Here is a 25,044-nt window from a genome sequence, read left to right as displayed (position 1 = left end):
TTGAAGTGATTTTTACTTTTTCATAAGGAATTGTGACCATTTCGCTTCTTAACATAAAGAAAACCCGTTACAAAAACCAACAAGAAAAAGGCTGTAAAAAGTACCTTCCTATCAATAATATCTTCCAGCGGGTCATCATCTCCTATCAAAACAAATGCTCCCCAATAAAAAGGATTGGCGCTAAAAGCTCCTGATTGATCAATCATCTTTAATTTAGCCACTCGGAGTGCTTTACTTTTTGTCATTCCTTGATCCAGCCCTTCATAAAAATAGCTCATTAGTTCGCTAGTCGATTTATCATCTACTGGCCATAAACTTGAAACAATACTCGTGCAGCCTGAATATGCAAAACCATAGGCTAAACTCATTATTCCTTCTCCATCTTTCAATTCACCAACTCCCGTGTTGCAAGCACTGAGAACAACGAGTTCTGGATTTAATTTTAAATCAAACAACTCGTAAGTATGCAAATACCCATCATTTAAAGAGTCGTTTTCCTGACTGAACACAAACTTTGATTTCATTGGATCTAAATCATCAATCAGTGCATGAGTAGCTAAATGTATAATATTCGATTGATTAACAAATTCTTTAAAACTTGTTTCAGTTGCATCTTCTGAAAGATAGTATTTACCATTCATTTGTTCTCCTATTTGTTTGACTTCAAATTGATTCCAGTTCAAATTCTGCAATGAATTTCTAAATTCAGTCTGCTCCGAAATTTGAGCAACTTGATTACCGCTTTTCTTATAGGAAGGTGCGTAGCCTAGATAGCTCATAACAACTTTATTTCCTTTACGCAAGTCAGACATCAAAACCTGATCCAAAGAATACTTGTAGCTTATATCGTAATGTCGAATCAAATAGTCCAAAGACTTGTATGAATCAGATGAAGCAGGAGTCTTCAATAATGCCTCAAAAGGTAAGTAAGACAAAATACCATCAGGAATAATTTGTAATCGCTCCACCTTTCCCAAGCTATCCAATGGAGTTTTCAGCAGTTGCTCATACCAATAATGAGCTTCTTTCGTAAAAATGGTGTCTGCCACTGAAATTTCGGATATCCTTTCTTCCGATTTGAATGCAAAAATGAACTCCGACAAACGCCTGTCGAACGTGGAATCAATAGGATGGCTAAATACTTTAATCTCATCGTGGGTCAATGCAAAAGAAAACAGTACGGAATCCGTTTTGAAAAACTCAAGCAATCCGGTTCTCGAATCCAACCCTTTTTGAATTTCATCAATACTTATTGAGGTATGTCGGTGTTTCGCTTTGTAATAGTCTGGGAAGCTTTTCTTTAAAATTAATTCGAAAGAATCTTTTTTGCCATTTAGCTTAAAAAGACTTTCCTCATAACTTGAAATTTTCAAAGGATTCTTTTTTTCTTTCACTTTCTCTCTTTTCACTAGCGATTCAAAATATTCAATATTTACATCAATAGTACGTTCGAATGCAACCATCTCATCGGGTAGAATACCAAGCTTATTATCATCCATCTTGGCCAAGGCCTTTTTCAAAATGGAAACCCTACTATTTTCATAAAAATTTAATGCTAGATTTAAGTAGTCTCTTTGATTTGTCTCTTTGTAGAGTCTTATACACAAGGATACAGCTTGATCATAAGTGTCTTTTACCCTCTCAGATAGAGAAAACTGATCTTCCCAGGAAATATTATTCCAACGAAGTTGATGAATCAAAGTATCGCATTGCTGAAAGCCTCCAAGTGCTTCTTGCAAATGGTCCATGGCCAAATGGGTAGAGGCTTTACCCATAAATGCCAACAGTTGATAATGATCATTAAGATACTGACTCGTTAGGAGAGAGCCCTTAGCATCTCTTACGTAGGTATTGGTCTCAATCGCCCGATTAAAATGAACTAATGCAAGTTCAAAATTTTCACCCTGTTTCAAATAAGATTGTGCAACACCAATATATGAATAAGCAATCTCAGAATTTTTACTTCTCGCCAACGACTTCAGTATTTTCAATGCTTTGTTATAATTCGTAATCGCATTTTCAAAATCTAATTTTATATAGTTATAATCTCCAAGGTCGTTGTACGACTCAGCTACAAAACGATTCTGCTCCCCAAAAACATCTTTTCTTATCTCCAAACTCTTCTTTAAATGTTTATACTCCAAAGAATCGTTATTTAGCTTCCCATATATTGATGCCAATACTTCGTGAAAATTAGCAGCGTCAGAATGTTCCATACCAAAATCATCAACTACCAAATTGAGACCTTTGTTAGCATAATTTAATGCCTGGTTCGAATTGCCCAAGTGCACATATATCGTAGCCAACGCATGATATACATCTGAAACTCTTCCTGATTCTTCACCATAAAAATCCTTATATATTTTTTCCGCTGAGGACGCATAGTTTAACGCTCGATGGAGCTCCCCTTTTGTTACATGTAAATAACTCAAATGGCGATATTCAATAGCTAGATTAATATGTGTTTCGTCAAACACTTCCTTGGTAATTTCTACAGTCTTTTGCAAAAAGTACTCGGCAGAGTCCAGATGAAACATAGACAAGTAGGCTTTCCCAACATTCGAATAGGCAATAATCAAATTCAATGAGTCTATTGTTTGGTTGCCTAATGTTTTGTCCAATTCGTATTGATATATTCTAAGACTCTTAACCACATCACCCTGATACAAATATATGGCGGCCAAAACCCGATTAATTTTAAACATCATTTCATAATCTACGGTATCTGCTTTTTCCAAAATTTCCTTGGCCTGAGTTAAATAGTCTTCGGATTCGTCGTAATTATCCTTGTAAAAGGAAACTATCCCCAGATGTCTTAGAGATTGTACAGTTTGTTTATTGCCCTTTGGCAAAAAAGATTGACAAACCTGCAAAGATGCTCTTGCATATTCTTCAGCTTTTTCCAGATCATAGATTCTCCAACGACATTCCGCAAGGCCATTAAGACAAGAGGCATATTGCTCCCATTGCTTTTGTTCTTCAAAACTATCGCTAAGACTTAGCAAATAGTACTCGGCACTATCTAGTTTCATCTCACCAATAAATGAACGCGCCTTTTCAAGTGTTTCTAATTGATCGGTCGCATCAGATGAAAGTGCGTTCGATTGAGTTACACATACGATACAAAAAAGCAGAACCTTTAATAACAATTTTGCCATGGGTTGGTTTATGATTTGATATGATCAGGATTAACGATAAAAAGACTATTGGAAGTAAAAAAGGGCATGTAACTATATCCTCGAGAATGGAAAGAGCTGGTCGAATTTTTAATAGATTAAACAACAAATATATAGTCATTTGGCCTAATGAAAAACCCTTTTCACCGCCAGCGTTTTCCAGAGCATATTGTCATGTACCATTTACTCCACTAGGCTCAGTTTGTCCCGACGGGATGACTATGGTGCATAGTGGCAGAGCACACCAAAGCCAAACCATTAGGTCAGGGTTTAAATACTTTCATTCTTACTTTATTACACGCTTTACAAACTTGCCAGTGGCCAGTCCATACTTTTTTTTTGGGGGGGTGTACTGCAAGGTGTAACCGAACCTTTAAGTGAACCCAATGGGAAGTACACAATCATGCTTACTTTAGCAGCTGCGCTTGGACTAGGTGTACTTTCTTATCGGTGGCTTAAAAGTTAGCGTATCTGATATTTCCAATAATGCTGCTGATTAACAAGCACTTGAGGTAAATTCAACACGTTTTAGGGATTGGAAGAATTACTTAGGGTCATGCTAATTTCCGACCAACTTCTGCCTCCCTATCTCACTCAATCTAAACCCAAACTTTAATACCACCGGCTGGCCCAAAAACTTCTGTTCAGACTGTTTGGATACATCATACAATAACATAATTCGCGCGTCGCCGGTCTGATGGTCACATTACTAAATCAGACTCATAAATCACAATCCATCATTGAAATTAACTAGTAGCAGATTTAATGTTCGAGCATCGACGCAAGCAGATATCAAAGTTTCAACAGTTTCTGCGCTCCCTTCTCCCACTAATAGGCAAGTCAATCTCACATAAAAAACAGGCATCCTGTCTGCCAGAAAATGTTTTTAGCAAAATTCTTTTCAAAAACTGTTGACCTTTTTTCTTGTTGTTCATTAACACATACCAGCTGTTAAAACTTAACTAAAATCTTTAGCAGCCCTTATTCAATCATTTTAAATAAAACCAAAATACCTATGATGTCTATTTTCAGAACAAAACTCTGTTTATACCTATTAACTCTTCCTTTCTTTTTTTCATGTGAAGAAGAAGAGGCAAACGGCCAAACATCCATTGGACAGATTTCAGTCGAGGCCGACACCGTTTGGATGAACAGTTCTTCAAAACCTGATATAATCGTTCAAGATGGCATATTGCATTTCGCTACTCCTGAAATTTACGATCAAACACTGGAGAGCATGAAAGCCATGACAGTCGAGGAAATGCTCAAATGGTCCAAGCAACTAGAATTTATGTCTATGCAACGTTCCTTTCAATCTTTAGTTGATGAACAAACGAAGCTATATGAGGAGATGCAGGCTCTGGAAAACCAGACAGCTAATCTTAGCCAACAAGAATTAGAGACGTTTATTGCAAACTCCTCCAATCAAATACAAGAATTGAAAGACAGAAAATCTCTTCTTATGTCTCAAGCTTACGGTTTTGTAATTGATGAGAATCTGATTGTTGGAATGAAAATTCATGACTACTATGCTTCTGCACTGGTCAATTCGGAAGGCTTGGTGGTAGTGGCCAACAACTTGCTTCAGTATACCGATGATCAAATCAAAATTGGCCCTTACGCCAAAGGGGCTAATACAGAATCTATTGTGAATGCTACGGTCTCTGATCAGTCGAAGGGAATCTTCGTGGAAGATATCAACCCAAAGTCTGCAGATAGTAGAACACAAGGTTCTGTAGAGCGAGAGGAGTATTGTCACTTTACTTATGATCCAGACCACGATGGAGACAACTATGGTAATGCCGTTTTGGAATTGGTTAAGATACGCAAAGCGGTATATAAGACTATCTATCAAAACAATTGCGAATGTGTTCAATTGCTTCCTCCAAGAGATAGAGATAAGGAAAACGAGGAGATTTGCGCAGTATATGAGTGCACAAGAGTGCCCATAAAGGTATTTTCTCACTGGAAATATACTGAACTACGGGTAAGCGGAGAAATGAGAACTTATGGTAGAAGTTGTAAAACCTGGTCGATCTTTACCGGATGCGATAACTCACCAAGCAATGCCGACTTGCATATCCAGGTTTCTTCATCCAGTAATTTCGTATTACCAAATGGCAGCCGCCTGCTGACCCGAAACAATGTATCTATCATTGGCTTTACCAAGTCCTACAATTTGAACTATCAGTCGATTCCATCTGAGGTGACCTTAATCTACGGTGCCATCAATACTTATTCTGGCGGACTAGGAAGCTGTACCATCAGCATTCCGACGAATTTTAAATGATTCAAAGCTAAATGAAGCTAAGAGGTATCGTGCCCTTATAAATAAGGTGCTCATGATACCTCTTTTTTGTTAAGAAGGATTAAAGCTTGGGCTGCTTAATATTTCATACCCCCTATGTTCGAAGCGTCGGATGGCTCAAGATTATAATGAAAAACCTTCCTTTAAAATATCAACTGTGCGACGCTCTTTTCCAAGATAGCTTCTAGGATTGCTTATCATAAACTACGACCAGAGGTGATTGGAGCAGCGAAGCCATGGGGGGATTAAGTACTAGCTATTTAATTTTCACTGATTTCAACCGTTTGTAATAGGTTTGATGTCCCTTGACTTGATTCTGCTCATACTTATCAGGGTGATTCAGCTTCTTTTTAAACTTATCCGTAGGACTCAAGACATTATTTCTTACTCTCGCTCCTGTGATTTCGAGACTTCCCTTCACATATTTAGTTTTTCTATTGCTGATCCTAAAATCATGGGCTTTGATGATTTCTAGGATTGTTTGAGTCTCTTCCTTAAATGAGTTTGGTGATGAAAAAGTAAGATCGTCAACGTAACGAGTATATTTTATATCCTTACCCTCACATAGACTTATGAGCTTCTTATCAATACCAGTAAATACCATATTGGCAATATGCGCACTGGTAGGTGTGCCCTGAGGGACTTTGTGTTTATAGGTGGTTAACTTCGTTAATATTCTTGCAATATCAGAAGAAAAACCATGATCTATAAAGCTGCAATAAACCATTGTTGATGTAATGGAAGGGAAGAAGTTTTTTAAGTCTGTACAAAATTTATATTTCCTGCCTTGATGGGCTTTTGCATTCAAAACACTGTCCTTGCCTTTCACTCCTCCATACACACAGTCATTCAATGGGATCTTCCGTAATACTGCCCCCTTGATTATGGCTTGCATCTTTTTGAGCATCCCGATACTAGGATACATTTCTCTAAAAAACTCTTTCCCTCGATTGTTGACTCTCTTTAGTTCCTTTTTTTCATAGTAAAAACCTTCACTTTGCCCTGCTAGTTTTTCTAGCTCAGCAAAAGAGCATTTCAGTACTCGTTCTAGATGTTTTTTAGATCGGATCAATAGAGGTATTTAAGGATTTATCAATGAAAAATTCTTCAATAAATGATTTGATTGAAGGGGACAACATTTTAAAAGCTGCTTGCTTTTGGGTTGGTATATCTTGGTCATCTATTGACAAAAAGAACAATACTGGAAGTGGTATGCCTAGCACTTCGCATATTTTTTTGAGTGCTGACATATTTGGCTCTTTTTTGTTCTTCTCAATTTGAGACACATAGGCTTGAGTTAATCCAGATTGATTAGCTAGGTCTCCTTGCTTAAGGCCCTTGTGCTTTCTCAGCGAGTTAATCGTGTTTCCTAAGTCCATGATATAAACGTTTAAAGTAAATAGGGAGGCTAGTTTCCAGAATCAAGGTTAGAACTCAACATCAGTAAAAAACTTTAGTAGGTGAAGGATCACCTTAAGAGCTGTTCCAAAAACTTCCTCCGACTTTTCATCGGACTCTTGTTCCTGTAGCTCCTTTAAAGCACTGATACAATCATTCAAAACCTGTTCATCTTCAACCGACAACAGATCGCGGTTCTTCAAATGGAGTTTCTCAAGCTTCTCGAGAAGATCTCCTGCTATTAAGATATTTGTCATCTAAAATATAGATTTAAGAAAACGGCAATATTACCGTCTGCCTTCTCGGTAATTGGCAGAGCCGTCACGCGCGATCTACTGTATCTCACCCCCTATTATTCTGCCTGTTTTTTATGCTTTTAAATAATAAAACATAATCATGTCTCTCTAAAAAAACAGACTGAAAAGAGTTGTTTCAGAGGTCTTGATGGTTCTAGTTCTAGACTAGTGGTTTCAAGAGTTCATGTCCAGGCGTGTGATGGATTACTTCCATTGCGCAACTAAATGCACTTCAAATATTGGTTTCCCAACTTTCGGGTGCCTTTTACCTATCTTAATAATTCAAAGAACTAATGCAAACATATACAATATAACTGACAGTTAAAAATATATGGCTTATTTATTTCTGTGATAAATATATTATTCCCGCTCGATCGCAATTGTATTGCGATTGTACCTTCCGGGCATTTGCAATGCCTGTTGAAGCTATAACAAATCAATAGCCATCACCGCTTCTTTTCCTGCATAGTTTCTGGCACTACTGTATAAATACTCTTCCGGCACATTTACAAAACCAGCCTCCACGGGATTGTTGTGAATATAGTCCAGTTTTTCATCCAAAAAATCATTAGTCTCTATCTGTTTTGCATGATACCCTTCTTTCCAAAGTATGTAATCTGAACCTCGTTGAGTTCGATTAGCCTCATAGCTAAACTTGTTTAACATCCATTCCCTACGACTCTCTGGAATTGCTTTGATTAGCCTAATAAGCGACTTAGAAGTAAACTTTTTAAAGTCTCTGATGGTAGAAACCAGATCGTGACCTTGTGCCGAACTTACAATCATATGCAGGTGACTAGTCATTAGCACATAGGCATGCACTCTTAACACTTTCTCTTTGACACAATAATTGAGTGAATCTATCAGGCAATCTTTGTAATCCCTTCTTACAAACAAATCAACCCAGCCCACTATAGTAAAGGTTACAAAATACAGTCCCGCGTTATCTCTAATCTTATATCGGTTGGCCATAGAAGATAAAGATAGAACACTCGCATTGTAAATGCTATATAAGATTACAGTCGCAATACGCCATAGGCATCCCTTTGGGACAATTGCGACCGAGCGGGAGTGAATCTATCAGGCAATCTTTGTAATCCCTTCTTACAAACAAATCAACCCAGCCCACTATAGTAAAGGTTACAAAATACAGTCCCGCATTATCTCTAATCTTATATCGGTTGGCCATAGAAGATAAAGATAGAACACTCGCATTGTAAATGCTATATAAGATTACAGTCGCAATACAATTGCGACCGAGCGGGAATATATCTCTAATAAAGAGATCTATCCAATTTACAACTGTAAATGTCACACTGTGAATCGAAAGTTGATCTCGTATAGCATATTTTCTACCCGTTAGTTAGGTTAGGATTATGGTTTAATGTGTAGTGCTAATATAGTCAATCGGGCGGACGCCCTTGCTCAATCTAGGTCCTAGGATCGCTAACGCTTAACCTACGACCAGTTGGGGAGTAGATTGCATCTACACTTCAATATCAACACCGCGTGATTAATAAAAAGGTGTAGTTGCGCCGAAGGCATCCCTTTGGGACAAACTACACCTAGTACCTTCTCTTTATTTCATTCTACGCCTAGCAGGGTTGATACTTTGGTTTTTAAAACTATCAATATGTCTTATATACCCAACTTATTTTCGTTATATGATAATTGGTAGCTTGACCTCTTATTCCTTCAATGAAACAGTTAACCACTGTTTTTTAATACGTTAATTATTTCATCCTTGTATTTCGAATTATTGACCTCTATCATAAATTCATCACTATTTCTTTGTCCCCAAAAGGGTCTCAATAAAGTTTTACTTCGCTTGGTTGAATCCTCGATTGATTCTATATATCCAACAAATTTGGCAGGGCTATTATTCGCTAAATCGCTTAATTTTTTTGCTAAATACTGACTTAACTCGGCATTATTCTGGTAAACAACATAGACTTGATCAATGAACTTATAACCATTAAAAGCTAATTCTGATTTGTTTAAATCCTCAATTATTGAGAAAAAAGAATATGTTCCATTCTCAACAAACCAATCTTCAATTGTTAATAGCGCACATTCGTTTTCAAAGACAAGAATATCCTTGTTTACAATCTGTGACACAGTATCCAAAATTTGTAACTTTGCTTCAGCCCTTTTTTCAATATGCAAATCAATAATTAACCTTTCTAGCTCTTTAGAAACAGAACAATCATCTTCCTCTTTTATTGGTTCTTGCACTTCTAACTTTTCAGCCTTAGCGATCTCAGGAGGATTATTTTCCTGCTCAGTATTATTCTCGTTTTTTTGACCTGTACAGCAGAGTTGCACTACCAACCCACCAATAATCAATATGGATTTCGAAATTTTTTTCATCAATATATTCCTTTAAGTTGATTTTTATATTCTACATATTTTTGTTGCTGGAATTCTGCAGTTTTCTTCATTGATGTATTTGTCCTTGAAATAGTTATAGTTCCATGAGAATTACCAGTATTTCCTCCACTCCAATCAAAATTACTGTTAAACCTTTCAACATCAGTAGGACAAACAGTTATACAGCCCAATGAACCACGGCTATTATAGTTTCCATTATCGCTTGTTCCTGAATGTGCGTTTGCATTAATTACAGTAGTTTTTTCTCCATTTTTATCAATACCAGGAACAGTTCTTTGAGAATGTTTAGAAACTTCTCCTTGTCCAAGATTTAATCCTTTTTGATTTCCTCCATCATGCCCAAATTTATTCGAGAAATTATGAGTTCCTTCCGCCACGGTCTTAGCACCTGCTGAGTTATCTGTTTCAGACGTTGAATTCGGATGAGAACTTCCTTTATAAGTATCGTTTCGTCCATCTGAGTGTTCAACCGTAATAGTTGCAGTATAAGTTGTTCCTGCAGTACCATTATCTTTAGGTCTTTCAGCCTGATCGTCAACCTTAATACTTATCGGCTGATCCTTATGATGTTGATCTATTTTCTGTTCATGAATACTCAGAGAACTATTAGGATTAGTCGAAGTTAATTTATCATCGGTCAACATTGGAATCATACCATCAGGATCAATAAACATAATCGGATTATCAAAAGCATAATTATAGGGAGAATGTCTTCTCATCAAATCCGCTGCTGGGTCAATGCTGTGCCATCTACCCAGTGCAGGATCATACCATCTTGCTTGATAATCAATTAATCCAAATCCTAAGTCAGAGACTAATTCCTTCCCATTATACTTAAACCTCTGATCCACACTAGCAGGTCTGTTATAACTAGCAAACGTCAACCCAAAGGGATAATAATCATCTTTGCTGACAATTGGGGTATGGTTTTGCGTCACAGTAAAATCGTCAAAGAACACATCGATGGGCGTATCTTCCTCATTCGATAGGTAAATATAGACATATCCCGATTGGCTGATAGTGATGCTGTGTTCCAGTTTTTCATGTTCTACTCCGCTACCATTTTCTTTGGCTGATTCACTGATCTGTTTGAAACCTGTCTTTTCGTCTATAAGATTAAAATACTCATCAAAAACCATATAATTCATATAGGCCTTGGGAGCAGCTGTGGGGCTAGCCTTCTCCGTCCAATCTACGAATGGATGGGTATCCAACCCTAGTCCTCCTCCATCTACTACAATACCCCCAACATTGCCGGCAATGTTTGTTGCAATGGTATTCAAAGTACCCGTCCATCCCGATGACTCAGATTGCAAGAAATACTTGGCATATACTTTCATGTCTATTACATCTCCTGGCTTTACTTTCAAAGATTTGGCTAAACCAATACTTTCATTGACTGTAGAATCAGGACTTACAAAACCATTTAATCGGATGGAGCTATGGCTACCTTCAGGATTTTTGGTATGATCAAACAGCTCAGCATCTATCTTCACCATGTTATCATAGCCAATGAAATAGTCTGATTCTTCTGATTGCTTAGCTTGCTCGAAAGATGCAAATGATCCTTCTATATCTCCTTCTTCTTTGAATGTCGTTCGCACATTACCCAAATGATCTTTGAGATGATACTGATATTCATATTCTACAAATTCTCCATTCACATCTGTTTCATAGACGATTCTACCCTCTTCATGCTGAATGAATTGTAGCACGCTGTCTTCGTAGATAAAGGCTCCCTGATAATCTGTTCGTTTGGTTTGGGTTCCATCCTCGTAGACGATCTGGGCGAGTTTGGTACCTGCCGCATCGTAGATGTATTCTATTCGTCCATTGTTGCCGGACCCTTCGACGTTGCTCAGGGTGACAACAGTTGGGAGGTTCAGATGGTTGTACTCGATGCTTTCTATACCTTTGTTGGCATCGCTGATCATGTTGCCGTTGGCATCATACTCATATTCTGTACTTGCACTGGCGCCGTCTTTGAAACCTAAATCTGCTGATCCACTATCATCCACTTTGGTCAATTGATTGCCTACATACTTGTAGTCCAGATCATCCCAATCTGTGGTGCTTCCGGTGTCATCGAGTCCCTTTCTTTCCAGGGCCAAGATGTTTCCATTAGCGTCGTAGTCGATGTTGGGTACGGAGAAAGCGCCACTGTTGTAGGCAGCTGACTTCAGTCGGTTTACTGGATCGTAGGTGTAATCATATTCGTTTGCGGTAGTTTCAAAAGGATTCTTCCAGGCGGTCGCACCTATGTTCCCATTGTACTGACCTGCTTCATCATACTTGAGCTGCATGGCAAAGTAGTCTTCAGGGTCTGGTGTGACCGGATCATTGATTTTAGTCAACCAGCCTCGGATGTTGTACTGATAGTCTACTTCCTGACTGAAGTTTCCTCCACCTTCATCGTTGAGTTTCTTTTTGATCAACTCCCCTAGTTCGTTGTATTCATTTGCTAATATCACTACTGCAGGGTCGCTATTGATTTGATGGCTCACGCTCATCAATCGATCGGCATGATCGTAGTCAAATACTTTAGTAATGGTGTCGGCAGCATTGGTCAACGCACTTTCGTGATAGTGTGTGGTTTTGACCACTAGTGGGTGCACCAAACTATAATATTCATTGACTAAGGAGTCGTAGTTGTCCTGATAGTCCTTGGATACACTACTGGCTACTCGATATCTACTGTCATAGAGGGTCACTAATTCGTTCCAGTCATAGCTACCATCCGGAAGGTCTACTCGTACCTTGGCTCCTGTCACATAGGTCTTGGCTTGATTTTCACTGGTAAAGTCACCCAAGCCCCAGTGGCCATCGGTGGAGAAATCGTAGTTGTCGTAGTAGGTGACGGTGAGGTACTCGTCTTTTGAAGAAACTGAAGGGAATGATTTATTGGTATAGCCATGGACAGCTGATCCTCTCTCTTCATACCATTCGTCTACTCGTTCTCCCAGTGTAGTATTGGCTGCCGCGTCGGCGTAAAATTGATCTACTACTCCTTGCATAGCGGCTTGATCGATTTCACTACCATGTGTATAAATACCTGTAAGTACTGGGCGGTTCAGTTGATCATATTTGGTAAAGACCCATTCTTTATCCGGTCTTTGATTACCATCCTGAGTCATCACCAAACGATCTCTGTCATCATATACCATATAAACCCAACCTGCGCCAGGCACCTGTTTTTCAATCATCCTATCATACTTATCATATTTGTACTGAAAGATATAGTTGCTCATGAAAGTATCGGTCATTTCATTAAAGTCAACTTGTACGATCATTTTATCCTCTGATTCACCACCTATAACACTAGAATACGAATAGGTAAGTTCATGTTTTCCCACACCAGCCACTTGCGGATAGAACATGCCATCTGACACACCATATCCAGACCAACTACCACCTACCGGTGTTCCTATCAAGGCAAAAGGATCGTCATTATTCAGAGCCTGCTGGTCTTCACCTGCATCAGCGAAACATTGAATCGCCTCAATCCTCTTTGGAACGGAATAGGCAATACACCCGTCATGGGTAACAGCTCTTCTATAACTTTGGGTTTGAGCGGGAGGATTATAATTCGTATTTGTCTCTCCTACTATATCATTCCATTCAACCTCATCTACTGACGATTGCCATTGATAGGTTGTACTCGGAATGGCTGAAAAATCCGTTCCAATAATTGTAGCCGGAGCAAGTTCCAAACAAGTCTGTTGGTCTGCTTCAATAATTCCGGCATCTGGGAGAGGCTTGAAACTCACCAAAACTGTATTGGAAACATCACTGCCACAGGAATTAGAAACGACTCTTCTATAGTAGGTTGACTGACCAAAAGAAGTAAAACTCAGATCAGCGTGCGTTTCTCCTTCTAATACACTCCAACTCTCATTATCTGCTGATGATTCCCATTGGGTCATATAGGTTCCCATGCCTCCGGTAGGCACGCTACCCGTCAAATCATTCGGCAATATGCCCTCACAAACGGATTGATCATTTGCAATAGTTCCAGCCTCAACGACTTGAGCTATATTGATTTCCACTGGCTCAGTAGTGGCAATTCCGCATCCATAGCCAGCCGTCGCCTTTCTTCGATACCATGTAGTTTGAGTCAATACTGGCGGATCAAAGAATTCGTCAATTGCTCCAGGTATATCAGTAAAGCCACTAGACTCACTTACAGTAGAATGTTCCCACTGGTAGGTATTGGAAATCCCTCCTGATGCAGAAGCTGTATTGGTCAAAACAGTTGGGTCGCTAAGATTACAAAGAGTTTGACTATTTCCAACAGTGCCAGGAAGTAAATCTTCATAAACCGAAACCTCTACAGAATTTGAATATAATACTCCACATCCAGCACCTGAGGACACCTTCCTTCTAAACCATGTGGTATCAGAAAGATTCAATGGGTCATAGTCACTATTTGTTGCCCCCGCAATATCTGAAAAACCTTCGGTAGCACCTGTGATAGATGCTTGCCACTGATAAACCAACCCGGTTCCTCCACTAGCATCAATGGCACTTTGGATAGCCTCAGGGTCACCGTTGTAACAAATTACCTGGGCATTATCTATAGTTCCGGCTTGTAGATCTTCATAAATAGTAATTTGGAGCGTATTTGAATATTTGGTTCCACACCCGTCCGCAGAAGTCACCTTTCTTTTATACCAAGTAGTCTGATTCAAATTGGCCGGATCATATGTACTATTGGCTGCTCCAGTGATATCCGAAAATCCTTCCGAGGAAGAAGTCGTAGATTGTTGCCATTGATAGGTAGTAGATCCTCCTCCTGATGAGGCTAAATCACTTCCAAGAACGCCAGGGTCCCCACCATTACACAGTGCCTGAGGATTAGTAATTATACCAGGACTTAATTCATCAAAAACACTTATTTGAATCACATTAGTATACTTGGTTCCACAACCGGAACCTGAGGTTACTTTCCTTCTATACCAAGTGGTTTGAGTAAGTGAAGGTGGGTCATAGGTATTGCTACTTTCTCCTCCAATATCTATGAAACCATTGGTTGAGCTTGTTGTAGATTTTTGCCATTGATAAACACGTGAAGTTCCACCAGAGGCAGAAGCTGTACTTGTTAAGCTACTTGGATTTTCATTATAACACATGGTTTGTGCATTTCCGATACTACCTGCTGAGAGCGTTTCATAAATTGAAACTTGAACCACATTAGTGTATTGGGTTCCACAGCCTGAAGTAGAAGTCACTCTTCTTCGATACCAAGTCGTTTCGCTTAGAGCCGGTGGATCATAAGTTGAGCTGGAAGCACCACTTATATCTGAGAATCCCGAAGATGAACTAGTCGTGGATTTTTGCCATTGATAAGTTCTGGTGGCTCCACCCGATGCGGATGTTGTATTAGACAAGGTGCTCGGGTCGCCGTTATAACACAGCGTTTGTGCATTGCCAATACTACCAGCGTTCAGATTACTTCTTACTCCTATGCCAATAACATTCGTATATTTAGTACCACATCCTGAGCTTGATGTGACCCTCCTCCTATACCAAGTGGTTTGTGTCAAAGCTGGAGGATCATAAGTACTTCCGGTCGCTCCACTTATATTAGAAAAACCACTCGAAGAACTGGTAGTTGATTTTTGCCATTGATAAGTTCGAGTAGCTCCACCCGAGGCGGATGATGTATTAGTCAAAGTGCTTGGATTGCCATTGTAACAGACGGTCTGTGCATTTCCGATACTCCCTGCAGAGAGATTCGCTCTAACCGTTACCTTTTCACTAGCTGCGTATTTGGTATACCCACACGACGTTACCCTTCTTCTATAATATCTGGTAGAAGTTAAATTCCCAGGTGAATAAGTCGTACCTGTAGCGCCAGAAATATTGGACCAGCTAGAATTGTTAGAGGAAACCTGCCATTGATAGCTGTAAGAGGATAAACCACCACTCGCACTAGACGAATTTCCTAACGTACCAGCGGATGCCCCATAGCATATGGTTTTAGCTCCACTTGTGTTGCCAGCATTCAAGTTATTAGGATTTACTCGCATGTAACCCACGTATTTATACCCTCCCCATTTCAATGTACGAGTATCATAAGAACGCAAATAAACATGTCTGGTCGAACTAAAAGTATATGTACTGCCATAACCATAACTCCAACTTGTACCATATGAAACCGTTTGCCAATACCATCTTACATAGCTTGGAGGAGTTGCGTTTCTCTTTACCCTAGTTGACCCACAGTAGTATGAGGTAGAAATAGTTGTAGAGGGCGTTGGTGGAGGGCTGGTAGACCCTCCACCACCTCCACCGGTTCCTCCACCACCAGTTCCTCCTCCACCACCGTCATCAGGTGGAGGAAGATACATTGGGGCCGCCAATTGGGATTCTTTTAAGTTTATAGATTTCACATCTGTTTCCTTCTGCTGACTAATGGCCACCTGGGACGTAAACAGAAATATTAAGAAGGTTGTAATTCTTCGAATAGTCATATTTTGATCTTTTTTAGGTAGTGGATTATTTGGCGAGTCTTGTTGCTTCAGGAGGCAAAACATATCGGAGATTCCCATAATCATCATAGATGTAATAAGTTTGAAGCCAGTCTTCAGAGTTTATAGGCTGAGCTTCAGATAACTGAACCTTTTTCAGAATTACATGTCCTTTTAGGTTTTTAAATTCTTGAACTTGCTTCCCGTTTTCATCCTTAGAAATTGTCTTATGCAACTTCCCAGGCAAATAGACGGAGTTAGGTTTGGGCTGATTGTTTTCAACTGTCCAATTAATGACTTCTCCAGAAATATTGAAACCATATTCGATAGCTATTGGCCTATTGCCCAACTCTTTGGCCCATGATGTGCCCTGTGCATAATTCTTAAGTGGCCCACCTATTGGTGAGCTTTCGTATTGAGTCTCCGAGTAAGCAAACTTTCCGTCATTTACTCCATACTCAGCCGTATAATGAGCCGACTGATCCTCAAAAAAATGAGACTTATACTCTCCAGAATTCCCGACAGGTAACGGCAGATACTGCTTAACTACTTGACCATATTCATCAAGTTCAGATACAGTGACCAGGTCTTGTGAACTCGTTGAAATGTTTTGCTGAACCACCTGATTTACCTGTCCTAAGCCATCAATGTATTGAACACTCCGATTCCTTTCATTTGGATTCACAGAAAGACTCGATTCAACTAATTGAGGTATTCTATAAGCGTTAAAAGTAATATGATTAAAATCTACTGATTGCTTGGGAGCAGATAAATAAACACTATTACTGTATGAAGAGTAACCGCTACTTGTGACCGCTTTCAACACATATAAGCCTGGTTGATCAGCTGTTACTGCACTTGCATTTCTGATAGCGATACCTTTATGCCATGAATAATCATAATCAGAAGAATAATTTTCAATGGTCATACCCACCGTACTCCCAGGGCTAATTGTAGCAAATCCATCTAGTCTCAATGTAGGGATTGGATTTACGTTTACCGTCATATGATCGTCCAAAACACAACCTGCATGGTCATAATATACTCCTATCTGATGATTACCTAACCCAGCTCGAGCAGCTACCATATATCTTCCGTCTACCCCTGGGCCCGACCAAGTCCCTTTGTCAGAACCAGAAACGACATTAAGGTCTAATGTAGTACCTTCAAAAACCTGTACTGTTGAATTGCTGATAGTTGGCATTTCAGTGGGGTTAAAATGTATGATTGCATTCAGATTCCTTCCACAAACACCTCTCTCACCAAACACAGTATACCGCCCTTGGGGTACATCAACCCATCTTACTTTTCCTGCTCCTAAATTCTCTCCGATGCGATTTTCTTCAATAGAATAGGTTACATCGTTTTCCAAACCTGTCATTTCAAACTCTCCTGTATTACTGTCTACCGCACAAAAGGTGAAATCATCAATCCTATCCAAAACAGTCGGCATATGGGTGACAACGACGGGAATATTAAGCACTGAGCTCAAACAACCTGTAACTTCATTAAGAGATTGAAGTTGAAAGGTCCGTGAAGTAGGAAGGTTGATATCCTCAATAAACTCGTTATACTGGTAATAGTCGTCCACATGGGCTTCAAGGTTATCTTTATCCGGTGGACCGTCTTCAACATGGATCAAAACAAACCTTGAGGTTGACCAGGTGATTCCAGCTGGTGGCTCTCCATTTTTGTAAAAAGTTTTATCACCACAATCATTGGTTGAAATTGAATAGTTTGGAGGATCAGGCAGTCCATCAATCAATCTAGTTTCGTTCATTGGTTTTTCACAGCCATTATCGTGTACGGCAATCGCTGAGTAGTTTCCCGATGAAGTCACATCTGTAAAGGTAATTATGCTTCCTGTACCTCTTTTGCTGGTTACAGTAGATCCGTTATTTTGTAAAAGATAAGTTGCATCCGACTGACTGTCCGATAGTTTAAATTTTATAGGCTGGCCACCACATGTAACATCGGGCTCATTCAGAGTAAAAACTTCTGGAAATGGCTTGACGATTATGTTCTCTGTAACTAATGAACTCATACAGCCAGTCATTGTATTCATAGAACGGAAATTCATTGTTCTTGTGACTGCCAGATCTTCCACGTCGTCGAAAGGAGTATAAGTATAATAGCCACCGGTAGGTGCTTCCAAGTTATCCTTATCTGGTGCCTGATCGGGAACTGAAACATAGGTGAAATTTGATTGCGCCCAAACGACGGCAGCAGGAGGTGTTCCCGGGCTGACCGTCCGATCTCCACAGCTATTCGAAGAAATAGTATAGTTGGGTGCTGGTGGCTTGTTGTACAATGTCCACGCCCCATCCATACCCAGAGTGCATTTGGAAATATTATGAACTGCTGTTACAGAATAGGTTCCGGCTTCCGCCGAAACAGCAGCAAACTGAAAGGAGCCTCCGGTACCCACCTTAGAAGCCACCGTAGTGCTACCCTTTTTAAGATTGTATGTCACGCCAGTTTGACTACCATCCATCTTAAATACTATGGAGCCTCCAGTACATTTGGTACCTGGATCTTCCAGTTCATATGAATTTGGTTGACTTGAATAGATGTTTAGCTCCCCCAGATAAACAGGCTCGGCACTCCAAGCATTGGGTCCTGTGCTGGCCGATACATAAAACAAACTACCAGAATTGGTGTTCACATCGGCATACCAGGATCCACCGTGATTGTTAATTTTAAAACCATCAATTTCTCCACCATTTACATGCACATACCAATCTCCATTAGTTCCTCCGGGATAGCCGGGTCCCTGAGCTGTAACTCTTACCTTACCACAAAGGTTCTGAGTTGAAAAACTGGAATTCGGCTTGGGTGGTGGTGTTCCTCCTCCTCCTTGGGCAAAGGCCATGCGAGTGAAAATAAGAAAAGCCAACAAAAACAATAAACCTGATGTTATCACTTTGCCGTTGAAGTGTGTTTTAGTATTCTTCATTCTTGTGAATTTTAGCGTGAATTGATTAGGGGTTGGAACCTTCGCCCTGGTATTTGTATTCTTGTTTTTTCAGGATATTACCTTCATGATCTTTCACCAGAATCAATCTTCCAAACTCATCATAGTGAAAGTAAGTGGTCGTTCCATTAGGATCTGTCCGCGACGAAATCCCTACATCCTCCTTATAGGTATAGGAGGAGATCATTGCATTACCCAATTGGGGATCAGTCCTGAGTACATTTAATGCAGATTGTAGATCGATGCCATCCTTGTCCTGAAGTACACTAATACCTGCATCTCCACCCAAACTATTCTTTACCAGATCATAGTCTGCATTTTCTATTTTGGCAACCAGATATTTTTGATGATAGCCCCACACATAGGAAGTAGTAATGTCATCTTCTTTTTTTCCGGATAAAATATTGCCTCTGTCATCACGTTGAAGAATCGTATAGTTCAAATCATAACCAGAAAAATTAGTCCCATTAGTAGACGGCGTAAATGCTGCCCCCTCCACAGGGTTATATTCATAAAATTTCTTAGCACGTAGTTTTGTACCGTCCACTACGTGTTGAGTGCCTCGCGCAGAAGTTACCACTCCGTCAATCTCATTTATCACTTCTATGGGAATGGCAACCATATTTTTGGTTTTCATAGCCGATAATGCAGAACCACCTGACAAATAGTCCTCTGCATATAGATATTTTGTTTCTACTGCTCTCCCTTTACTATCAGTTGTGGATTGCTTGGTAAGTTGCATATGGTCAGGATTTTCATAGAGAAAAGTAGTGGTGTTTGCGTTTGTTGGAACTCCACTTTCATACTCGGTTTCAGTTCTCTCACTCAAATAATGCCATTGTGCACTAGTTCTATATTCTGAAATATCATAGTAGCGGTAATCGTCCAATTGGAAAGTCACATTTTCCCCTCCTTCCCCTACTCCAACTTGTGTCGTGAAATCCATGGTAACATTCCGGTATTTTCTAGCTACATAACCACTAATCTGTGCATCATGCACTGTATTACGCGCATAGGTATTGTCGACACTACTGGCCAGTTCCAGTTTGTGGTTCTCATATTTTTCAATAGTGATATTTTTCTCAGTACCATTAGAGAAGCTCCAAAGATTGGAATTGGGAGTACCTGCCAGCCGATCACCATTCATTATCAAAGCTTGCTCATTGGTCTCGATATTGTAATGGTGGGTTGTAAGCCCATTTAAAATATTGTTACCTTGAATTTCTGTAACTGTTTTGTATCCAACAGCTCCAAAAGATGACAACACTGAAGTACTACTATTCGATGAAAGTGTTGCATAAATACACTTGTCTCCCTCAAGAATATCTTCCCTACTAGATATCCATACGTCTGGTCTGGGTTTGTTGTAAATAGCTTCTGAACATTTGATGCAATTGGTTGGACCATAATAGTAATGGGTGGTTCTGGGTATGTTGTAGCCATCAAACGCTGTTACCTGTTTTACTCTCATTCCACCACCAACAGGAATGTTTCTGGTAATACTTTGTCCACCAATATCCTGCATAGGCATGTCATAATACGAAAAAGATACAGCGCCGTCCAGGCATTCGAAGTATACCTTTAAACTGGCTTCATATTCAAAACCTGACTCAAAACGAGCCAATATTTCACTATAGGCCATGTTTGGAGTAAAATCGATCTGCTTTCCTATATGGTGATCGTATGCCAGTGGATTGTCACCCTTTACATAGAAGTCTACATATTCATTAGTGGTTGTATTACGGATTTTGAAAATAGCTTTAAACTTATGAGCTGGGATGGCACTGATATCACACAAATTATCGCTATCGTTGAATTTCAAGCTTCCATTGATAATTACATCATGGCTAATAGATATAAGGCCCAAATCTTCTTTTCGCTCATTATACAATGAACCCTCACCTTCTGAAGCATTCCCTGTTACTGCATTCATATGAACTGTTCTGCTGGAAGGTGGCACCTTTGAACCTTCTGAATTATATGTAGCGTAGGTGCTATGTGCTTCATAAAAGATTTCCTTATATCCTCCGGTGGGATAAGTGATCCTTGACAACAAACCTCTTCGAGCGAATGACTCTTTGAAATTGCGATCTCCACCTATTTTATTGAATACCCCTGCTGCAGCCGCTAAAATACTAGTGCCTTCATCGAAATCTTTAGATGAAAATACAGAATTGACTTCATTCGGTACCAGGAAATCATTACTCGCACCATTATAATACCCCCACCAATCCTTAGCATAGCTTGTTCTTGTAGGCAGTTTGTCTGGGTCTATGTAGCTGAACTGATAGGGAGGCTTGTTTTTACTTTCTGGTGACCACTCGGTCAGAGACGATAAAAAGAGCCGGTTTTCATCTATAGCTGAAGAATGAACTACTCGATTGTTTGGATGGTTTTTGCTCTCATATATCTGATAGCCTAAATTAAGATGCTTCAGGAGGTTGTCGTCACTATCCAGTATTTTTATATCATCAAGTCTTACAAAGTCTGCCGTTCCACTTCCCATCCATTTGGAGTACTCAAATACAATCTCTTGATGATTTATTGTTGAATGTATCCTCTTGATATTTGATGTTTTTGTATGAACGAGTGTTTGAGAAGGTATTTTTGGTTCGTTGGAATCCCCCATGGCACAACCAGATGGAGAAGCAACTACAACCTCGTAAATTAGTTTTTTGAATGATTCTGCATTCGTTGAAAAGTATCGATAAAACCCAGGCTCATATTCAAAAAAGACCTTATCACCTTCTGGATGCTCTATTTCGCTTAAATACCAAGCATTTTCGATTGCATATGGCGGAGACATGGCTCCGCTCTTATACAAACTGCTTTCGCTTGCGTCATTGGCTCCAAATTGATATAGAATTCCCTGCGCATCAGTAATTTGAAATACAGGGTTTGAATTAACAGCATCAGTAAAGAAGTCTGGCAAAACCTCAATTTTGATGGCTGAGGGTTTGATCAAAACGACCTCATTGGAGTTGTCCAAATAAAACTGTCCGCTGTGCCCATTAAAATTGTATGAAAACAAGTCTGGCTCGACATCAGCTTCACCGGAGACTACAGCGCGGATAAAAGTTTTCATCTCATCAGAATTTAAAGGTGCGTTTGGTTTAACCAATCGGTTGCCATCATCGGGAAGCCCTCTGGATTGTCTGGTGATCACCCCACCTGCCTTGAGCGACCAACCTAATCCTACATTTGAGGCCAACTCATCAACACGAATTCCATCAGACCTATATTCCAATGAAACAGGAACTGTTAAAGGGCCTGTTTTGAAAGCATGTAATGGTATACTTGATGCGATGCTTCCAGTGAACAAACCAACATCGACATTACTATATTCTGCAAGCGCGGCAGCGTTTGGTGATAGTGGAACTTTTGGCCCATGGTCCGGATCCTGTGCCATTGCCAGTGTACATGTGGCCAACATTAGTATTATCAGCTGAGGAATGTATTTCATGTGTTTAACATTTAATTGAGTTCTATAAGCAGATTACCCTCTCGAAATGACTCTTAGGTTTATCTTCAATTCATAATATCTTTGATTCAAAAAGGTCAACAGAGAAATGAAAATAATTTGAAAAGCTGGTTCCGAAGTCTTCTTGCATACAATTACAAATTGTCGTGGTATTTTTGGGAGCTTGAAAAGTTTACATACCAGCAAAATGAAACTTGACCTAAATGAAATAGTACAATCCCTGAGAAAAGGTGATAACTCTTGTCTTAAGATTTTCTTCCAGGAATACGGGGACTATTGCACTAAAAACTTGATAAAAAAAACCAGTTGTACTGCTGAAGATGCAGATGATATTTTCGTAGATGCAATCATTAATTTGAGAGAAAGATTACTTGCTGGAAAAGTCTCATATCTCACAAATACCAAAGGTTATTTATATTCCACCTGCTATAACATGTGGTTGGTTAAGTATAGAAAACACAAGATTCACGAATCACACGCAGAGGATATCAAGAACTATTATGATGAGCCAGCTCTTGCCAATACAGATAAGGAAGAACTAATAACTTTAGTAACTTTTGCGATTAACACATTAGGAGAAAAGTGCCAAAGTATTATTAAATTATTCTACCTAAGTAAGTTGACCATGGAGGAAATTGCCTCGGAAATGGGTTTTGCAAGTGCTGGGGTAGCCAAGACTATTAAAGGCAGGTGCTACAAGAAATTGATAGAAGAAGTTAGAAAACAAACAGAAATAAATAACGTATTCAGCGATTGATGAATAATTTATCAAATAGCGACCTAAAGCTGATTGAGGGCAAAGTTGATAAGACTCTTGATGAGAATGACTCTGCTCAGTTTACTCAAAGACTGAACGAATCAGATTCTTTTAAAGAGGAATTTCAGTTGCAAAAAGCCTTGATAGATACTTTAATTAAATCTAATCAGAGGGATTTAAAGGATGAATTGAGTTCCTATCTGGTAGAATCTAGACAAGCTAAAAAAATAAAAACCAGCCAATTACTAGCAGCTGCAGTCTCTATTTTAATCATTTCAGTCTTTGCTTATACGCTAACATCAAGCTTTTCCAAGAACCATTTGGAATTGTTTCAAGCACATTTTCAAGTTTACCCTGCTCCCCCTATAACAAGGGGAGCCGAGGACTTGGATTCAAATGCTGAAATTTTTGAGGCATACCGAAATGAAAATTTTACTGAAGCCATCAAGCTATTTGATTCTAAAGATTTATTAGGAAAAGGCCCACTTTATAAAGCCTCTTGCCATTTGAAATTGAATGAAACATTGAAGGCAATTTCCATTCTGGAGGCGGCCTCTTCGTCTGAAAACAAACATCTTTCACAAACTGCTGAATGGTACTTAGGTCTGGCTTATTTGAAAAATAATGAGCTAGAACAATGTGAAGAAATTTTAGAAAAAATAGTCGCGAATAAACAACTATTTCATAGTGAAGCAGGGTTAATCCTGCAGGAGGTGAAAAAATGATTGGTTTGTTATTAACCGGTACACCTTTATTTTTTGCGAACTAGAAACTCTGGTGGATCAAATCGCTTCCCAATGAAAATTTTAGCATTGCTCACCCCTCGTTCCAAATAGTCCTCCGTTTCATCGCGCTCTCCAGCATATACACCTGCAGCAGAGATGCCACAATAAAACTTAGGTGCATTATATCCTATTGCAATTCTGGTGGCTGCACGGCCGGTGAACTTTGATTCGGTATTAGCAGCCATTCCATTTATCTCGGGGGTTTTCTTGATTTCTGGACCAAGTCCAATCACCAGGCTAAGTGAGATAAATACTCGATGACCAAGTACCAAGTTGTAACCATACCCTCCAGCCAACCCGTATCGGATATATTCACTCCCTCGAAAGTCTTGTGAGAGGTCAAATTCAGACTCTGCTTCTGGAATTATTAAAGTGGAATCTGCATCCATTCGGAAATAACTAAAAAATGGACCAGCCAAAAAAGAACCGGTACTTTTTATCTGACGCTCATTGTAAATAAAGGCCGACCTAAAGGAAAATTTGTCGTGGTTAAAAACATAAAGCAGACTAGCTCCATATCTTCGGGTACTAATATCAGGACGTATAGGGTATGGTCCGTCAGGATCGAAATTTGAAATATACTCTTCAGGGTTCGACAAATAGTATCCCTTATACCGCTGAATAGTAATGTCGCCTGCAAATTTTCTTGTGTATATGCTTGATTGAAAATCAAATCTCTTCGTTTTACCAAATTGACCATTATCATGATTAACCCCCCGAAAATTAAATGCGACATCAAGCCCAAACCACCTATATCCAACTCCAAAGCCAAGATTCAAGCTCTCATTGGGTTTGTATTCTATTTCCTTTTCAGTTTCGTGATTGACGTGTGCAATGACATTAGATTTGAGGCTTCCATAAAGTTTGACAGAAAGCATATCTGAATAGTCCACAATGAATTTTTCATTAAGTGGTCTGGTCTGCATAAAAGTATACTCCGTTTCCTGTGCCCAGGAAGGTAAGGCCGACATCAATAACAAACACAACAAAATATCCTTCCACATGGTG

General features: G+C 39.4%; 13 protein-coding genes. 3 read left to right on the top strand and 10 right to left on the bottom strand.

Annotated features, from left to right (window positions below; genetic code table 11):
• Positions 1-20 precede the first annotated feature (20 nt).
• Positions 21-3,158 carry a CHAT domain-containing protein gene (locus R8N23_RS05015; protein ID WP_318170470.1) on the bottom strand — a complete coding sequence of 1,046 codons (3,138 nt, stop codon included), beginning with the start codon at positions 3,156-3,158 and terminating at the stop codon, positions 21-23.
• Between the two features lie 1,033 nt (positions 3,159-4,191).
• Between R8N23_RS05015 and R8N23_RS05010 the strand changes: the two genes are divergently transcribed.
• A complete protein-coding gene (locus R8N23_RS05010) occupies positions 4,192-5,466 on the top strand; it encodes a hypothetical protein (RefSeq protein ID WP_318170469.1) in 1,275 nt (424 codons plus the stop codon).
• 274 nt (positions 5,467-5,740) lie between these two features.
• Here R8N23_RS05010 and R8N23_RS05005 read toward each other — a convergent pair whose 3' ends face one another.
• The 8 genes from R8N23_RS05005 to R8N23_RS04970 all read right to left on the bottom strand — a co-directional run bounded on the left by R8N23_RS05005 (position 5,741) and on the right by R8N23_RS04970 (position 22,476).
• A complete protein-coding gene (locus R8N23_RS05005; RefSeq protein WP_318170468.1) occupies positions 5,741-6,556 on the bottom strand; it encodes a reverse transcriptase family protein in 816 nt (271 codons plus the stop codon).
• Positions 6,543-6,863 carry a helix-turn-helix transcriptional regulator gene (locus tag R8N23_RS05000; RefSeq protein WP_318170467.1) on the bottom strand — a complete coding sequence of 107 codons (321 nt, stop codon included), beginning with the start codon at positions 6,861-6,863 and terminating at the stop codon, positions 6,543-6,545. The genes R8N23_RS05005 and R8N23_RS05000 overlap by 14 nt, the downstream gene beginning before the upstream one ends.
• A 48-nt stretch (positions 6,864-6,911) precedes the next feature.
• Complete coding sequence (locus tag R8N23_RS04995; protein ID WP_318170466.1) at positions 6,912-7,139, bottom strand: hypothetical protein; 228 nt, start codon at positions 7,137-7,139, stop codon at positions 6,912-6,914.
• 465 nt (positions 7,140-7,604) lie between these two features.
• On the bottom strand, positions 7,605-8,150 hold the full coding sequence (locus tag R8N23_RS04990; RefSeq protein WP_318170465.1) for an REP-associated tyrosine transposase: 546 nt from the start codon (positions 8,148-8,150) through the stop codon (positions 7,605-7,607).
• A gap of 735 nt (positions 8,151-8,885) precedes the next feature.
• A complete protein-coding gene (locus R8N23_RS04985; RefSeq protein WP_318170464.1) occupies positions 8,886-9,548 on the bottom strand; it encodes a hypothetical protein in 663 nt (220 codons plus the stop codon).
• Complete coding sequence (locus tag R8N23_RS04980) at positions 9,548-16,042, bottom strand: RHS repeat-associated core domain-containing protein (protein WP_318170463.1); 6,495 nt, start codon at positions 16,040-16,042, stop codon at positions 9,548-9,550. The genes R8N23_RS04985 and R8N23_RS04980 overlap by 1 nt, the downstream gene beginning before the upstream one ends.
• Before the next feature lie 25 nt (positions 16,043-16,067).
• A complete protein-coding gene (locus R8N23_RS04975) occupies positions 16,068-18,995 on the bottom strand; it encodes a DUF6443 domain-containing protein (protein ID WP_318170462.1) in 2,928 nt (975 codons plus the stop codon).
• Between the two features lie 25 nt (positions 18,996-19,020).
• The gene (locus R8N23_RS04970; RefSeq protein ID WP_318170461.1) at positions 19,021-22,476 is read right to left on the bottom strand and encodes an RHS repeat domain-containing protein; all 3,456 of its coding nucleotides are present in this window, start codon (positions 22,474-22,476) and stop codon (positions 19,021-19,023) included.
• A 205-nt stretch (positions 22,477-22,681) separates the two neighbouring features.
• Between R8N23_RS04970 and R8N23_RS04965 the strand changes: the two genes are divergently transcribed.
• Together R8N23_RS04965 and R8N23_RS04960 are read left to right on the top strand one after the other, a co-directional pair.
• Positions 22,682-23,251, top strand: a complete 570-nt coding sequence (locus R8N23_RS04965; RefSeq protein WP_318170460.1) for a sigma-70 family RNA polymerase sigma factor — start codon at positions 22,682-22,684, stop codon at positions 23,249-23,251.
• On the top strand, positions 23,248-23,976 hold the full coding sequence (locus tag R8N23_RS04960; protein ID WP_318170459.1) for a hypothetical protein: 729 nt from the start codon (positions 23,248-23,250) through the stop codon (positions 23,974-23,976). Before R8N23_RS04965 ends, R8N23_RS04960 begins: the two co-directional genes overlap by 4 nt.
• A gap of 26 nt (positions 23,977-24,002) precedes the next feature.
• Here the strand turns inward: R8N23_RS04960 and R8N23_RS04955 are convergent, their stop codons facing one another.
• Positions 24,003-25,040 (bottom strand): DUF4421 domain-containing protein, encoded by a 1,038-nt coding sequence (locus R8N23_RS04955; protein ID WP_318170458.1) that lies wholly within the window; start codon positions 25,038-25,040, stop codon positions 24,003-24,005.
• Positions 25,041-25,044 lie beyond the last annotated feature (4 nt).

Source organism: Reichenbachiella sp. (assembly GCF_033344935.1).
Classification (GTDB): Bacteria; Bacteroidota; Bacteroidia; order Cytophagales; family Cyclobacteriaceae; genus Reichenbachiella.
This window is presented reverse-complemented; position numbering and strand designations above follow the sequence as displayed.

Excerpts from the sequence above, each read along its gene's own strand:
- R8N23_RS05015 (WP_318170470.1), bottom strand. The coding sequence starts at position 3,158 with ATGGCAAAATTGTTATTAAAGGTTCTGCTTTTTTGTATCGTATGTGTA.
- R8N23_RS05010 (WP_318170469.1), top strand. The coding sequence starts at position 4,192 with ATGATGTCTATTTTCAGAACAAAACTCTGTTTATACCTATTAACTCTT.
- R8N23_RS05000 (WP_318170467.1), bottom strand. The coding sequence starts at position 6,863 with ATGGACTTAGGAAACACGATTAACTCGCTGAGAAAGCACAAGGGCCTT.
- R8N23_RS04995 (WP_318170466.1), bottom strand. The coding sequence starts at position 7,139 with ATGACAAATATCTTAATAGCAGGAGATCTTCTCGAGAAGCTTGAGAAA.
- R8N23_RS04990 (WP_318170465.1), bottom strand. The coding sequence starts at position 8,150 with ATGGCCAACCGATATAAGATTAGAGATAACGCGGGACTGTATTTTGTA.
- R8N23_RS04985 (WP_318170464.1), bottom strand. The coding sequence starts at position 9,548 with ATGAAAAAAATTTCGAAATCCATATTGATTATTGGTGGGTTGGTAGTG.
- R8N23_RS04980 (WP_318170463.1), bottom strand. The coding sequence starts at position 16,042 with ATGACTATTCGAAGAATTACAACCTTCTTAATATTTCTGTTTACGTCC.
- R8N23_RS04975 (WP_318170462.1), bottom strand. The coding sequence starts at position 18,995 with ATGAAGAATACTAAAACACACTTCAACGGCAAAGTGATAACATCAGGT.
- R8N23_RS04970 (WP_318170461.1), bottom strand. The coding sequence starts at position 22,476 with ATGAAATACATTCCTCAGCTGATAATACTAATGTTGGCCACATGTACA.
- R8N23_RS04965 (WP_318170460.1), top strand. The coding sequence starts at position 22,682 with ATGAAACTTGACCTAAATGAAATAGTACAATCCCTGAGAAAAGGTGAT.
- R8N23_RS04955 (WP_318170458.1), bottom strand. The coding sequence starts at position 25,040 with ATGTGGAAGGATATTTTGTTGTGTTTGTTATTGATGTCGGCCTTACCT.